Origin of the sequence: Anaerosolibacter carboniphilus (genome assembly GCF_014205875.1) — a bacterium.
In the GTDB taxonomy this organism is placed as follows: domain Bacteria; phylum Bacillota; class Clostridia; order Peptostreptococcales; family Thermotaleaceae; genus Anaerosolibacter; species Anaerosolibacter carboniphilus.
The window spans coordinates 433,875-449,234 of sequence record NZ_JACHEN010000001.1 but is presented as its reverse complement, the minus strand read 5'-3'; the positions used below and the strand labels follow the sequence as shown (position 1 = coordinate 449,234).

Sequence of the window (15,360 nt, the reverse complement as noted above, 5' to 3'; positions counted from 1 at the left end):
AAATGATAAGATCCCGTTTTGACTAATGTGTGTTGTCCTCTAACATTTGCCCCTCTGATAAACTGACTGGTTGACAGACTGGCAACTAACATACACTTTAGCCCCTCTCCTACAACGATTTGCCAGTAGTGAGGGGCTTCTGTTTTGCAAACAGCTGATTGTACTTTAACATAGGAAGTGCGTCAATTCTCCACAATAAGTCAAATCCAATCGATGCATAGCTCGGGTACAGGCAACATACAACATGCTTCTATCTAAATCCGTATGATAGATGTCAGAACAAACGGAGGGTACTATCACTTGGTCAAACTCCAGCCCCTTGGCCATATGGGCCGTTGTAATAGTTATTCCGTCCTTAAGCTCAGTGCTGCCAAAATCCAATAAATAAACATCGTTGTATTTATCTTTGACTTGTTGGTAGATCTCCACTGCCTGCTCCTGGGTTTTGCATAGAATCCCTAGCGAATTGTAACTTGATTTTACATAATCACTAATCAAATGCCTGATCTCTTCCGATTGACCCTCTGAAGTTGCACAATTCCTTATTGTAGGTTCCTCACCATATCGTTCAATTGGAACCAGCTTGCTGTTGCTCTTGATTTTTTGTGCGAAATTTGTGATTTCAATCGTTGAGCGGTAGCTTTTGCGTAGTTCCATGCATTCGGCATCCCCAAATACATTTTTTAGAACCTCAAGGGAGGACGCACTGTGAGGATTAACCGATTGGAAGCTGTCACCTAAAATCGTCATTTTGCAGTGAAATAGCTTCTTGATCACCGCGTATTGTATAGGCGTATAGTCTTGCATTTCATCCACCAGCAAATGCTTTACATGCTCAAAGCCTGTATCCATTCCTTCGAAAAACATCTTCGTATACATATAAGGGAATACATCTGCATACTCAAGCGTATCTTTCTGTATCAACTGGAATAATTCCGGCTTTCCAATATGATGATAGAAATTTTTGTATAACGAAAGTGTATCCTTGAATTTGTACATTTTTAAAACAGCGGTCTTAACTTTTTTTGCGATTGGCGACTTAATTTTTTTACCACTCTCTGTTTTTCTTTTTTCGATAATATCCTGGGCCATTTTCTCCAGCCGTTTTTTGACAGGCATTCTTTTTAGGGCTGTATAGCTTTGCATCAAGTACTCTTTTGATACGTTAATACCTTCAATGCAAATATCCGTGGGAGAAAAGTATTCAGTGTCTGCCTTCTCTAGATACAAATCAAGATCTCTTACAAAATCCAAAGCAGCTTTGTACCTTATTCGCTCAATAACTCTACTATCCTCTGAACGCATCAGGTCCGCGACTTGCTGACTGAAGGATTGAAAATCCAGCCTTCCTACCATCTCATTCGATGCAATTTCCTCCATGTCCATTTCTATGATTTCTTCTTCGCCAAGCTCTGGCAGGACGTTTGAAATATAATCAGAGAAGACTTTATTGGGCGAAATGATCAAGATATCTTTAGAGGTCAGCTGCTCTTTGAAACGGTATAACAAAAATGCAACCCTGTGCAGCGCGATGGACGTCTTTCCGGAACCAGCCACCCCCTGAATAATTAAGATCTCCGATCTTTCATTTCGGATAATACTGTTTTGTTCTCTTTGTATCGTAGCCACAATGTTCTTCATCTTCTCATCAGAAGTACGGCTAAGCTCCTTTTGTAAAACATCGTCTCCTATATTCAGTGCGCTTTCCAGCATGTATTCCATGTGACTATCTTTAATCTTGTATTGTCTTTTCAAACAAATATCGCCGCAAATCCTTCCGATGGGTGCCGTATAATAGGCATTGCCCATTTCAAAATCGTAAAACATGCTGGAAATCGGTGCACGCCAGTCATAGATCAGCACCTCTTTATCACTTTCATCTTCGAAGGAATGCATTCCAATATAAAAAGGCGTTTCTTGTATTTCACCATTCTCACGAAAATCAATTCTTCCAAAATATGGAGAATTTATCAATTTAGCGATTTTTTGTTTTTGCACAATGGCTTTTTCTCCGAAATCAATGAGTTCATGGACAGCAATGCGATTCGCCGCTTTTTCAGCAAGATCCAGCTGCGCATTGTTTTCCCAGATATATTTCTTCGTTTCTTGAATCTCATTGGCATAACCGGATATCTTTTGGTCAATGGACTGGTATGCTGCTTTCAATTTTTTCAATATCTCATGGAGATACTGTCTTTCGTCTTTCTCTGTCCTATTCAACGTTGATTTACACCTCCCTTGTCAAATCAAAGATAATTATAATGCTTTCTTTAAAAAAGTACTAGACTTTTTCTTTGCTTTATTATATTCTATTGATATAGTACGCCCCTATACATAGTGTTAATTTTTACCATTATGTATAGGGGCTTTCCTTCTTCGGTAAAGGTTGCGTGGAGCTTATTTGCATGTATTGTATAGATACCACCCTCCCATTATGAAATTGGATTTTTACATTCACAGGGTACCTTGGTTTGACATAAACCACATCCTGATGCCACCTTTGCACTTCCGCCATATGATTCTGCTAATCTTCTTGATTCCTCACCATAAACATATTTATAGCATTTTATCTTATCGTGTCCATCCTTAGATATTGCACCTACTGGGCATCTTTTCATGCAAGCTCCACAAATCCCTTTACTGTAAAGTAAGCAATTTTCTGTATGATTTTTAGCTTCTCTAATATCTACACTTAGTTTTAAATCAGTTACGAATGAGACTAATCTTATTGCTATTCCTTTTTCAGTAATAAAACCATCATTTATTCCGAAAGTTCCAAGTCCAGCTGCATACGCTATATGACGCTCGGACCAATTTGAAGCTGGACCTAAACTTGTGCTATAAAGCTTAAACCATTCAGCATCTGATGGCGCTAAAGTTCGGTGCCCCTTTTGATTTAAAAAATTCTCTATATATTTAATGAATCCCTTTTTAAATACCTCATCTCCAAAGACACGAAGCAACGCCCATTCTTTTGATGCCCATTCCGTTTGTGCAGCATTGCTTTTTCTAATCTTCTCGTTTATAGGTAGTACAACACTTATAACTGTTCCTCCATGATAGCTATCTTTTCCAAAAGCCATTTCGAAGGCTTCTCCAGGAGTTAAATGATCACTGCCAATTATTTTTTTATACTCCTCAAACAGCGGATCATCTGCGGATGCAAATTTTATAATTGGTTCATCGTAGTAACGATCATTGATTTCTTCTAGCCAGTTTTCTTTGCTTTCCAGCACATATCTTATCATTTCATTTTTTATCAAATCTTTCATTTTACTACCTCCATTAATCATTTTATATTTTAAAATAGTGTATATACACTATTTCTAGAAAAATATTAAGGCACGAGTGCCTCAATTTTAGAATGTAATATAGTCAATGTACTCATATCATCCTTGACTAAATATTTTTCTATATAGTTTTGCGCCTCTGACCAAAGCTGTCCTGCCTTTTCAAAAGTTTCTACCCCTTTATTAGTCAGTGTTAGTTGACGATTTCGGGTCCCCTTTGCCGCAATATCTGTGATGAACCCCTGTTCCTTTATCAATTTGAGGAATTCATCGTACCCCTCTGTAATTGCTTGGGAGGCGCGGCGCAGGTTAAGACAATTGCACACCGCAGGTTGTTTATTATAGATCTTTTTGTCCATGCTATCATCTTCCTCACTTATAGTGTATATACACTATATAGATAATACTATACTATTCTACTTCTGTCAATTACCTAATCATAAGCGATCTAAGTGGCTATGTTTACGTCCATTACTTGTACGTTACTCATGGTACTGTTTACCGTTTCTTTGTATCGGTGATTTTCTAAAATAGGATTCGTACCAGGTGCAAAGATTATTACGTTACGTATTTGAATTTCTTTAATGATCTAATAGCTTGCACACCTCGCACCACAATTAATCCGGTATGTCTGGTGTTTATTCTTCTAACATTAAAGGTCTTATATATAATTTGTTAGATAATCTCCGAAGTATATCCGCTTCTAGCATATGTATTAATTTGTTTTCACATTTCATAATTAATTCGGCTTGGGCAGCGTCTTTTCACTGCATTAATGCTTTCACGCCTCCCCTTAAATCCTTAAAGTTTAGCTTACTACCTATAATCTAGACATATTCAAAACTATCAAGATGGTTTTCAATGTATTATTATATGCCATCTTCCACGGGATATCTCCGTTAAAATAAAAAGGGTGAAAAGGATGTCAGACACATACAAATAACCATATAAACGTCATGTATTTCACCAATTTTTTCCAAATCATTCTGAATATGAGAGTATTTGACACCATAAAAGCAGTTAATTTGGTTAAACTATTAAAGCATCATATTCATAATAAAGCATGGAGGTAGCTTCCATGGTTTTACTATATATATTAATAATTGCATTCTTGCTTCTTGTAGTTCTTTTGTTCACCGTAGCTTCAAAAATTATTATTCATTTTAATTCTGCTTCTTCAGATTTGAATGTGACGTTATTATGGCTTTATCCTGTTCTAAAGTCAGTGGTTTCATCAGAAAATGACAGCTTTATTCTAAGTATATATCTCTTTAATAAAAGAATTCTTAAGAGGCAGTTGACAATCAGTAAAATAAACATGCAAAATAGGAATTTTTTTAGTAAGATTAATCCTACTGATATTCATATAAGTACCCAGTATGGTTTTAAAGATCCTTATTTCACAGGCTTAATCTTTGGAGGAATTAATATAATTTCAAGATTTTTCGCATTGGAATCCCTATATCAAAGGCCAAGTTTTTTAGCTAATGATGATTTTATAAATATAGATGCCACTGCAAAATTAAATCTTGGCCGTTCTTTATTGAAGCTCGTATAAAAAACAATACAGAATAAAATTTAAGGGAGGAATTAACTTGGATATAAATAATACAATGGAACAAAATGTTAGTACTTTGTTTTCAAATATTGAAAGCTTTGCTCAACAGGAAGGCACTCTTGGAAAACCTATATCAGTAGAAGATAAGACACTTATTCCAGTTATTTCAGTTTCTATTGGATACGGTGGCGGCAACTCATCAGGCAAGCTTACTCAAGGCAGTACCACTGCATCTCAGGGATCTGCAAATACCGGCATGGATGCTCTAGGATTGGGCGCAAGAATATCTACTGATGCTGTATTGATTGTAGACCAGGGTAATATATCCGCTATATCAATAAATACTACCTCTGGAGCAATGAACCAACTAATGAATAAACTCCCTCAAATGGTGGGTATGGGTCAAAATGCTCAGCAGCAAGGTCAACAACAAGGTCAACAGCAGCAGGGACAACAACAAAATCAATAATACCGTATTTTTTTAACAATAAGTGCTAGTTACTAAAGTTTTCCAGTAGTTAAACTGCATATAACTTTAGTATCTAGCACTAAAATTTATAAACTTGATGCTTACTTATGCTATAATTTTGCTTTGTATATAAAAAGAATTAAACATAACCGCACCGAATTTAAATAGACTAACTCTAAAAATATGAAGAATGCTCTATAATTGTAGATTTTTTATTTGCTTATTCATTCTCATAATCCATAAAAATATATCTAGAAATTTATTTATAACTTACTACCTCAACACCTTCATTTTCAACTATTTTGCATAATTCTTTTAAATATTCCAGCGATGGAGTTTTAAACTGCCTCGACGGCTTTACCAAACCTAGTGCTTCATATTTGCTATCACCAAATAAATGATAGGGTAATAGCTCCAATTTTGGTACATCTATATTCGCTTTCACAAATTCAGCAGTTTTTCTAATATTCTCTATATCAGAGTTCACGCCATCAATTACTGGTATTCGGACTACCACAGGTACTTGTAATTCATTAAGTCTTGATATGTTCTTTAATATCTTTTCATTGCCAATCCCCGTATAAAATCTATGTTTATTGTCATCCATATGTTTTATGTCTATAAATATTAAATTTAATTTTTCTAATATGTCTTTTATGTCATCAAAATTAAAGTAACCAGCTGTTTCAATGGCTAAATCTATAGCTTTATCATAAAGTTTATATACAAGATCCCTCAGCATATCTACTTGCAGGGTTGCTTCACCGCCAGAGAAGGTAACACCACCACCTGAATACCTATAAAATATTCTTTGCTTTTCTATTATTCTTAGTATTTCTTCACTATCATAGTGATAAATTAAATTTTTTCTACTACTCGTTGGGCATACCTTTACGCAAAATCCACATGACGTGCACCGGTTTCGTTCATAAGGATCATTTAAATTAATACCTACTCCATATGGACATATTTGAGCACACCTTCCACATTTTATGCATGTCTTTTCATAGTGTGCAACTTTCCTGGAATTTGTACAACCTTCCGGATTAGCGCACCATTGACAGCGAAGAGGACACCCGGCGAAAAAAATAATTGTCCTGATTCCATCCCCATCATTCACAGAAAAATTTTGAGGCTCCATAAAACATCCACTTACACCATTCATCTTAAGTCCTCCTATCTTAAAATCAGATGTTAGCGTGAAGGCACAGCTTCATGAAGCTATATCTCTGCGCTTATCTTAATAAGTTTCGTGGGCTGTTCTTGCAATAATTGCATCTTGCATGGACCTAGATAGGTTAACAAATTGTGTACTATATCCGGCAACTCTAACTAATAGATCTTTATAATCTTCAGGATTATCTTGCGCTTTACGTAATGTATCCGTAGATATTGTATTAAACTGAACATGGAATGCTCCCAAGGAAAAGAAGGATTGCAACATCGAGACTAGGTTGCTCTGTCCTCTTTTCGTATTTACTAAATCTTCATTTAATCTCAAGTTTAGTAGCGTTCCACCGGAATGTACATCTTGATTGAGCTTTGCTGCTGATCGCATGGCTGCCAATGGGGTAGAAGTGTCAGACCCAGCAAATGGTGATACTCCTTCTGATAATGGTTCTTTCGCTTTTCTTCCGCATGGCGTTGCCCCAACCACTTTGCCTGTTGGCAAATAGTTGGAAATGCCCATAAAGGCAGTGTTAAAAGGATTACCATGGATATCTTTATACATATGGCCTTCCTTGTAATAATGATTTGCCATTTTAATTGCAATGTCATCTACATAGTCTATATCATTCCCATACTTTGGAACAGCAAGAGCCAATTGTCTCAGTTCATCGTATCCCTCCCAATTTGCATCCAGTGCCTTGATCAGCATCTCCATTGTCGTAACCTTGTCTTCAAAGACAAGTTTCTTGATTGCAGCGAGAGAGTTGGATGTAACAGCAAGACCGATCCCCGTAAGTACCGGACCTAAGTTGTATTTTGCTCCTGCATCCACTAAGTCTTTGCCTTGGATCATACACGCATCTATGCAAGAGGATAAGAATGGCCTTGGAACCATTTCCTTATGGAGTTTTTGCGCCAATAAAGTGGCTATAATGGAGTGTTCTATTAAATTATCAAATTGTTTATAGAAAGCACTTTCAACATCTTCATAGGATTCAAAGTGAATTGGATTCTTTTCATCCAAGCCTATTTTCTCGCCCGTAATCCTGCTCTTACCTTGGTTTAGTGCAAATTCTAAAGCTGCGGTAAAGTTGATATTTACCGCTGAAGTCCATTCACCTGTTTTGCGGAAATGGGGTACTACACAGCCGCAGTTGTTCCAGTCCCTGGCATCTTCCGGCTCATAACCTGCATTTATAAGCATTTGGTAGCCTGCGGTATCATTATGAATTGCCGGAAATCCGGTACCTTTACTTACCAGATGGGTAACCGCATCTAAAAAACTACCGGGGCAATCTTGATGAATTCTAACACTTAGCCCTGGTTGGTGAGTTTTTATTCTTTCGGTGGCTTTTAAGCACATATAGGAAAGATCATTGGTGGCATCTTTTCCTTCCCTTGTTTTACCGCCAATCGTCAGATTTTGAAACTGATTGTATCCAGCAAAAAATTCAGCAGTATTTGCAGAAATTGTCCAAACCCACTCCGATAGCTTTATCCAAAGCGCTTCAATAAGCTCTTGAATTTGATCCTTTGTCATGATTCCCTTGTCTATATCAGATTTATAGTAGGGATGCATAAATTGATCAAATCTACCGATATTGAGGGCCAGGGGATTTTCCGATATGATTCCACCTACTTGTGTAAACCAAACAAATTGGATGGCTTCGTAAAATGTAGTTGGAGGATTTTCCGGTATCTTACTGCATATCTCAGCTATTTTTAAGAGCTCATTCTTTCTTGTTTCATCATTTTCCACAGTTGCCATTTCCCTAGCCTTTGCAGCATATCTATTGGCAAGGATAATAATTCCTTCAGAGGTAATGATCATTGAATGATAAAAATCTTTCTTTTTCATATCTTCTGCTGAAGTAAGAGAAAGCTTGGAAATATTCTCTTTAGCCTCTCGAATGATACCTCCAAAGCCTTTTTTGAACAGAACATCCTGATAATCCGGTGTTATCTCACCAACGGCTTGTCTCCATTTCGAATCATTATCAACAAAGCCGGTATCCACTACAACTTTTGCAGTTTCTTTGGGCAGTTGTGCTAAAAATGCCTCTTCTAAAGATTTTCCTTTCCAATATGGGAATATATTCTCCCTAACAAATGTCCTTTGTTCATCGGTCATAACATAGGGATCTTGAACCCTTTTATCAAAATGATCCATCTCCCTATCTACCCAGGTCCATGAGAACTCAGGGGTTAAGATACCACATTTTCTAAATTCGCCAATGGCACCAACAATAAGCTCCCCTTCAAAAATCGTAGCATCGATCTGTTCGCAAGTATCTCTAAATGCCTTGGCTCTCCTGATAGCAACTGCTTCACCTTCTGTTTTCTTGTGGGATTCTGTCCAAATTCTCGCTCTTCCGTAGGAAATTGCCGGTTTTGCATGGATATAATTCTGTCTTGAGGATTCAATCCTTTCCGTAACCATAAATATCTCCCCCTCCATTTTGGATTGTTTATGTTATAACATACTTCGTATGTTATAACGTCCATCCTAAGAAAATGAATCCATCGTGTATTTTCACAATACACTAGGTGTATTCTAATATTTGACGATATTTTGAAATATCACCTCGGTATCGTATGGATTGCTATAGGTGTGATTCTTATTTGATTTGAATTTTAACGCTGATGGTGCAGTAAGTTCAAAGGTTTGGTCTTCTACTGTCAGTACCAGCGTACCTTTGGTTACCACAATATATTCTTCCGTTGAGTTTTGATGTGGTGTAGAAACATGCTTGACTCCAGGAATTAATTTAATATAAAAATATTCAAATCCCGACATCGGGTTGAAAGGAAATACATTATATAATATCATTTTTCCATCTGATTCATATATCGGCTCTATATCATTTATTGATATAGCTTGGTAATCATTGGTTTCACTGCCTAATAACTCGGAAAATGAAATTCGTAAGCCTGTAGAAACCTTCCATAATATCGATATTGTAGGATTTGATTCACCTCTTTCGATTTGACCTAGCATAGCTTTACTTACTCCTGTTAAATTAGATGTATCTTCTAATGTTAATCCTCTTTCAAATCGAACTCTTTTCAATACAGAACCTATATTTGTTGTTGGGTCATTCAATTTATATCAGCCTTTCTAACATTTTTATTTATACTTGTTATATTGTACAATAACCGTTATAACATATCTTGATTTTAGAATATCACCCCAATAATTTCGTGTCAATGTTAATTAGATTTATGTCTAATTTTAACTGCAATTTCCGTTTTAAAATTTATTTCCATCAAACTATCCTACAGCATAATATATTAGTGAAACTAATTAGGAGGTGCTGGATTTGAATATAAGACATATAACCCTCGGGGGTTTTCTAGTTAGTATTAGTATTGTCTTTCAATTAATTCCAGTAATTTTAGGAGAAATATTTATTTTAGCTACTATATTGAGTGCATTACCAATCTTCATTCTTGCTAAAATTAACCCAAGGACTGGTTTTATCGGATTTATTGTTGCAGGCATCTTAATTCTATCCTTTAATAGCCACGAAGGTTTATTTTTTCTATTTACCAATGGGCCTGTAGGCCTTTCTTTAGGAACATTAAGTTGTTATTCCAAAGTCAGGCGATGCATTTCTATTAGAGCTGGATTTATCTTAGCTTCTACTCTCAGTATCATGAATTTTATCATAGGTATTCCAGTACTTTTAATCTCCATTCCAGGAACCCTTTTAATTCAAATTAGTATTCTGATCATATTCTCCATCTTCTATTGTTTTATATACCTCTATATTGCAGATTTAACGTTTAATTTCCTCAATAAACATTATCCATTTGTTTAAATAAATAAGAATAGACATAGTGTACATGTCCATTCTTGCTTATCATACTCTAATATAATATTTAGCACAATAATTACGAGGAAAATGGTGCAATGCCTCATCAGATTCTCAGACCCCAATTTGGTACTAATAGAACAGTTCTAATCATATTCTTATAAAAGAAAACAATGAGAAGGGAGGAGGAAGTTGTTGATAAAAGTTAAAGTTAGTTTACGCCCCATTGTGAGTAAGATAAATTTACCCACTGTTTTGAAAACAACTATACTTCCGGGTGATTCAATCGAAAGATTATTTATTGCAACCCAGGTAGGTGAGATCTTTTACATAGGAAATGGAGTTATAGAGACTTTCTTAGATATTCGCCCGCAAATCATAAAACTAGGTATTTCTGGTGGTGGATATGATGAACGGGGATTGCTCGGGCTAGCGTTTCATCCCGAATTTTATTACAACGGCCTGTTTTATCTCCATTATTCAGTAGCTGGAACACAAGGTCCAGGTGCTCTTCCTGAATCTTTTAAGCCTAACCCGTGTGACCCCCAAACCTTAAACCTAAAGTGGATAAATAGAGAAATTCAATATGATCATATTGATACAGTTGAAGAATGGATTTTACAATCGAATGGTCAACCTCAAAAACGGCGGACATTACTTAATTTAAGAAGACCATTCTTTAACCATAATGGTGTCAATAGCTTAAACTTTTCACCTGAAACAAGAAAACTTGTTTTAACAACCGGAGATGGTGGATCGGGCTATGATCCATTTAATTTAAGCCAGGATGATATGGAGATCGCTGGTAAAATAATTGAAATTGATGTAGTTAAGAACACCTTTATCAATAATCCACCCGTAATCACACGTTTCAATGAACTTCCCGCACCCATTCAGGAAACGCTTACGGTAATTGCCAAAGGGGTTCGCAATATACCTGGTATTTCATTTCAAAGGTTTTATGATCGGTATATCAAATATGTGGGAAATGTCGGACAGGATCTGGTAGAGTCGATTTTTTCATTCGTTCATTATAAACCAATACAGGTTACTCAGCTTATTCAAGCTTCTTTAATGAATTCTGAGCCTGAGCAAGAAGGATTTATTAATCTTGGCTGGCGAGGGTGGGAGGGTGCTTTTCCTGCTTCGAATATAAGGGACTGCTCTGCAAATCCGACTTTGGATGAGAAAACAATTGCTTATTACAATGAAGCAGTAAAAACTTCAGTGCGGCGTCTTCAGCCTCTAACTAGTTATTTTCATAAAGATCCCCGACCCGATAAGTTTGGAGGAACTGCACTTACAGGAGTCCAGCCATATATGGGGAATAGAATCCCCGATTTAAGGGGAAGTGTTGTGTTTATCGATCTTGCCCGGGATGAAGAATCTCAACCTCCAGTTAGAGGAGTTTTAGCTTATACCAAGGTAAGAACAGATTGTAAACTAAGTGATTTTAGTGTTATTGAAACCAACTATAATTTTGGATCTCAATCAGCTTTTTATGTTAGTTTGGGAACGAATCTGGATCAAACCAGACTATATTTAGGGGTTTATGGCTCTATGAATGTTACTGATTTTAACCAAGGTACTGTTTTTGAAATTGTTCCATGATTCATAACTATAAAATTCGACTTACGATCATATAAAACCTTAACATGAAATTTATTGAATAGAAATATAAAACAAACAAGAGAGAGCAATCATGCTCCCTCGTTTGTTTATTTTTCCGAGAATTTAGAAACCGAACACCTTGATTTCATCCCAAAGGATAATATGTTGCTTGTCCTCATGAGATAACTCGCCGTCTTTGAAGAAGTAATATTCCGTGACTTATTGTATCTACTTTATTAAATAATTGAAAACTATATTAATAATCATAACGCACACCATAATATTAATACTTTTACAAGCTATCCCTCACACGGTAAATTTCTGTAGGTAATAAACTGTTACTGGAATGCAAAGAAGCTGCCAGCCAAAATTTAATATACTGACTGACAGCCACCTTAATTTTTCTAATTACTTAAAATGTACTTATACTTATCTTATTAGATTTAATCTTCTATCTTTGACTTCATAAACTACATCAGCTACATTATCAATCAACTGTTTATCGTGGGTAATAAATAAAATTGTCCCTGCATACCCTTTCATCAGCTTTTCTAAAGCCTCTAAGCTCAGTAAGTCAAGGTAGTTGCTCGGTTCGTCCATTAGCAAAATATTATACTTGCCAAGTAACATTTTAGCTAACAGCAACTTAATAATTTCACCGCCGCTTAAAACAGATAACATTTTGTAGATATCATTCTGCATAAAGCCCATTGAGGCTAGCACAGAACGTATTTCAGAAACATTGTAATCACAATCTTCCTGCATGAATTTCATAACTTCCTGATTACGGTTATACTTATACCCATTTTGGGCAAAATAACCTATCTTTGCCTTAGGAGAAATAGAGATTCCATCTTCCTGGTTTAAGATCATTTGGATTAAAGTTGTTTTTCCTGCACCATTGCCACCAGTCAGTGCCACCTTTGCTCCTAGTGGAATGATAAAAGATGCCTTTTCAAACAACACCTTATCACCAAACCTTTTACTAATATCTGTTCCAATAATCGGATATGGGTTATGGAGTTCCAATGCTTTACTCTGGCGAAAACGAATCGTGTGGATATTTTCTGGAATTTCCACATTCCCCAAAGCCGCAATCCTATGTTCCATAGACTTAGCAGCATTATACATTTTTTTTTGCTTACTTCCTATTGTTTTCTGATGTGCCAGACGTCCACCGTTTTCAGAACTGTTTTTCTTAGCAGCACCTTTTGCTTTTTGATCTATTTTACGTGCTTGTTTTCGCTTTTCCTCAGCAGCCTGTTCCAGTCGGTCACGTTCTGCAACAAATTGTTCATATTTTGCAGCCTGACTTTTACGTTCTTCCTCTTTCTGGCGAAGATAATCAGAATAGTTTCCCCAATACTCCGTGATTTTTCCGTCTTTCAGTTCCCATATTTTATCTACCACCTCATCAAGAAAATAGCGATCATGGCTAATAACTAACAATGCACCAGAAAAATATTTTAACTGTCCGATCAAAAAGTCGATCCCTTCACGATCTAAATAACTGGTGGGTTCATCTGCCAAAACACCATGCACCTGTTCTGAAAGGGCTTGTGCTATTTTAAGCCTTGTTTCTTCACCACCACTCATGGTCTTTACCTCTAGCTGCTCAACGCCAAGTTTGCCCATAAGTGCAAAATCTCTTACCTCCTGCAAAGTTGCTTCATCTAGCTGAGGGATATAAGCAAATCCTCCAAGACGATTGATTTTACATCCTGGTGGAGTTAATTCACCCAAAAGTACCTTGAGTAAGGTGCTTTTTCCTGCACCATTTGCTCCTACCAGACCGATGCGGTCATAATCATATAACTCTAATTCATCTATATCTAAAACGTCACGCCCTGTGTATTCCACATGAACGTCTTTTGCTTTTATTATTAATTCCATTTTCCTTCCTCCTGTCCAAAATCGCATGTTTTCATTTACCTGTTCGCAGGGAAAACCCTGCGATTTAAGCAGGAAGGATTATATGAATATATAATACATAAATGTTCCTCCTTTACATTTCCTTACTTTATTTCTGATCTAGCCTTCTGACCGACGGAACCAATGGACAAAGTATCGCAACGCCAATAATTAAAATGCCGGACAGCAAAAACCAACGGTGCACACCGATTTTGTCAGCAAATGCCCCTGAAAAGATTAGACCAACAGGCATAGCCAGAGATATGATGCTCCCTGTTAGAGAGAACACACGCCCCAAATATTCTGGTTTTATATTCTCCTGAAAAAGAGCCGTTTGAACGCCGCTGTAAAATGGAACTGAAAGCCCCATGATTACACAACACACAACAAAAACGACAAATCCATTTGAGGGAAGCACCCCCGAAATGATCAAACTAATTCCCATCAAAAATATAGATGCTGTTATTAATGTGGTTCGCTTTTTAAAACTACCAAACAGTCCTAATAACAAACCGCCTGCCAACATACCTGAGGCATAGGCAATTTCTGTAATAGAGACATGCATTGGTGTTCCAGCAAAGTATTCCATGGTGATTAAGGGGTACAGTGCATTGATTGGCATATAAACGAACATGTATAGGGTACCTACCAACAACAAGGCAAATAGTCCTTTGTTTTCTTTCAAAACAAAAAGTCCTTCTCTCATCTCTTCCATGAAATTTCGCTTCAAGCTTTGTTGCTCTACATTGAGCTTGGGAATACGTACAAACGCCACCGTGATACAAGCAATCACTGCACCTAGCACATCAATGGCTATAATGGCATTTAATTCCCAAACAGAATATAAAAACGCCGCAGCAGCCGGGCTAAGAATATAGCTTATCGACTGTAAGGACTGGCTATAGCCAGCACACTTGGTTAACTGTTCTTCTGGCACTAAAAGAGGTGTTGCCGCGCTTAGTGCGGGAGAGTGAAAAGCTGTTCCAATACTGCGAATAAACAGTACCGCCATAACCATCCATACTGGCAGTTCCATATACATGGCAATAAGAGCCAACACCGCACCAGCTACTGCAATAATTAAATCAGCACCAATCATAATCATCTTTCTGTCATAGCGATCAACCAATACACCAATGGCAGGTCCAAAAACCGCATACGGCAAAAATCCAACTAATGAAGCCATTGATAACACCATTGCTGATTGGGTTTTTTCAGTAAGGTAAAAAATAATCGCCATTTGCAGGATGGCACTAGTGATAAGTGAAACTGCCTGCCCTGCCCATATCGTAAAAAAATCTTGTTTCCATTTAGAAATTTCTTTTGTCATATTTGTTCTCTCCTTGCATTTTTATTGTTGGTTTCATTCTGGCTTTAGGCAATAAAAAATGCAGGCTAAAATCCGCAATGCGGGCTTTAGTCTGCATACCAACGTTAAAAAGACGTGGAGAAAGACATATAGCCTCAAATGACTATACTTCACCCGTATCCATGTCTCTATTCGCAAAATAAGCACAACAAAAAAGCCCACTATCG

Annotated in this window: 12 protein-coding genes; 4 read left to right on the top strand and 8 right to left on the bottom strand. The window is 36.8% G+C overall.

The window, feature by feature from the left end:
• Positions 1–165: 165 nt before the first annotated feature.
• The 3 genes from HNQ80_RS01990 to HNQ80_RS01980 all read right to left on the bottom strand — a co-directional run bounded on the left by HNQ80_RS01990 (position 166) and on the right by HNQ80_RS01980 (position 3,649).
• Positions 166–2,220: a HelD family protein gene (locus HNQ80_RS01990; RefSeq protein WP_184307606.1), complete on the bottom strand. Its 2,055-nt coding sequence runs from the start codon at positions 2,218–2,220 to the stop codon at positions 166–168.
• Positions 2,221–2,432: 212 nt separating this feature from the next.
• The gene (locus HNQ80_RS01985) at positions 2,433–3,272 is read right to left on the bottom strand and encodes a (Fe-S)-binding protein (protein WP_184307604.1); all 840 of its coding nucleotides are present in this window, start codon (positions 3,270–3,272) and stop codon (positions 2,433–2,435) included.
• Between the two features lie 65 nt (positions 3,273–3,337).
• A complete protein-coding gene (locus tag HNQ80_RS01980) occupies positions 3,338–3,649 on the bottom strand; it encodes a MarR family transcriptional regulator (RefSeq protein ID WP_184307602.1) in 312 nt (103 codons plus the stop codon).
• Positions 3,650–4,368: 719 nt separating this feature from the next.
• Between HNQ80_RS01980 and HNQ80_RS01975 the strand changes: the two genes are divergently transcribed.
• Together HNQ80_RS01975 and HNQ80_RS01970 are read left to right on the top strand one after the other, a co-directional pair.
• Complete coding sequence (locus HNQ80_RS01975; protein WP_184307600.1) at positions 4,369–4,848, top strand: hypothetical protein; 480 nt, start codon at positions 4,369–4,371, stop codon at positions 4,846–4,848.
• 37 nt (positions 4,849–4,885) lie between these two features.
• On the top strand, positions 4,886–5,317 hold the full coding sequence (locus HNQ80_RS01970) for a GerW family sporulation protein (protein WP_243182894.1): 432 nt from the start codon (positions 4,886–4,888) through the stop codon (positions 5,315–5,317).
• Positions 5,318–5,576: 259 nt separating this feature from the next.
• On the opposite strand, the gene HNQ80_RS01965 is transcribed toward HNQ80_RS01970, so the two are convergent.
• The 3 genes from HNQ80_RS01965 to HNQ80_RS01955 all read right to left on the bottom strand — a co-directional run bounded on the left by HNQ80_RS01965 (position 5,577) and on the right by HNQ80_RS01955 (position 9,590).
• Entirely contained in the window at positions 5,577–6,482 is a 906-nt protein-coding gene (locus tag HNQ80_RS01965; RefSeq protein ID WP_184307598.1) for a glycyl-radical enzyme activating protein, read from the bottom strand.
• A gap of 75 nt (positions 6,483–6,557) precedes the next feature.
• Positions 6,558–8,927 carry a glycyl radical protein gene (locus HNQ80_RS01960; protein ID WP_184307596.1) on the bottom strand — a complete coding sequence of 790 codons (2,370 nt, stop codon included), beginning with the start codon at positions 8,925–8,927 and terminating at the stop codon, positions 6,558–6,560.
• 114 nt (positions 8,928–9,041) lie between these two features.
• Positions 9,042–9,590 (bottom strand): helix-turn-helix domain-containing protein, encoded by a 549-nt coding sequence (locus HNQ80_RS01955; RefSeq protein WP_184307594.1) that lies wholly within the window; start codon positions 9,588–9,590, stop codon positions 9,042–9,044.
• Positions 9,591–9,807: 217 nt separating this feature from the next.
• On the opposite strand from HNQ80_RS01955, the gene HNQ80_RS01950 reads away from it, so the two are divergent.
• Together HNQ80_RS01950 and HNQ80_RS01945 are read left to right on the top strand one after the other, a co-directional pair.
• Positions 9,808–10,308, top strand: coding sequence for a hypothetical protein (locus HNQ80_RS01950; protein WP_184307592.1), 501 nt, complete (start codon positions 9,808–9,810; stop codon positions 10,306–10,308).
• A gap of 189 nt (positions 10,309–10,497) precedes the next feature.
• Positions 10,498–11,913, top strand: a complete 1,416-nt coding sequence (locus HNQ80_RS01945) for a PQQ-dependent sugar dehydrogenase (RefSeq protein WP_184307590.1) — start codon at positions 10,498–10,500, stop codon at positions 11,911–11,913.
• Between the two features lie 429 nt (positions 11,914–12,342).
• Here HNQ80_RS01945 and HNQ80_RS01940 read toward each other — a convergent pair whose 3' ends face one another.
• Both HNQ80_RS01940 and mef(A) read right to left on the bottom strand, forming a co-directional pair.
• Entirely contained in the window at positions 12,343–13,806 is a 1,464-nt protein-coding gene (locus HNQ80_RS01940; RefSeq protein WP_184307587.1) for an Msr family ABC-F type ribosomal protection protein, read from the bottom strand.
• A gap of 127 nt (positions 13,807–13,933) precedes the next feature.
• Positions 13,934–15,154, bottom strand: a complete 1,221-nt coding sequence (gene mef(A), locus HNQ80_RS01935; RefSeq protein WP_184307585.1) for a macrolide efflux MFS transporter Mef(A) — start codon at positions 15,152–15,154, stop codon at positions 13,934–13,936.
• Between the last annotated feature and the right edge of the window lie 206 nt (positions 15,155–15,360).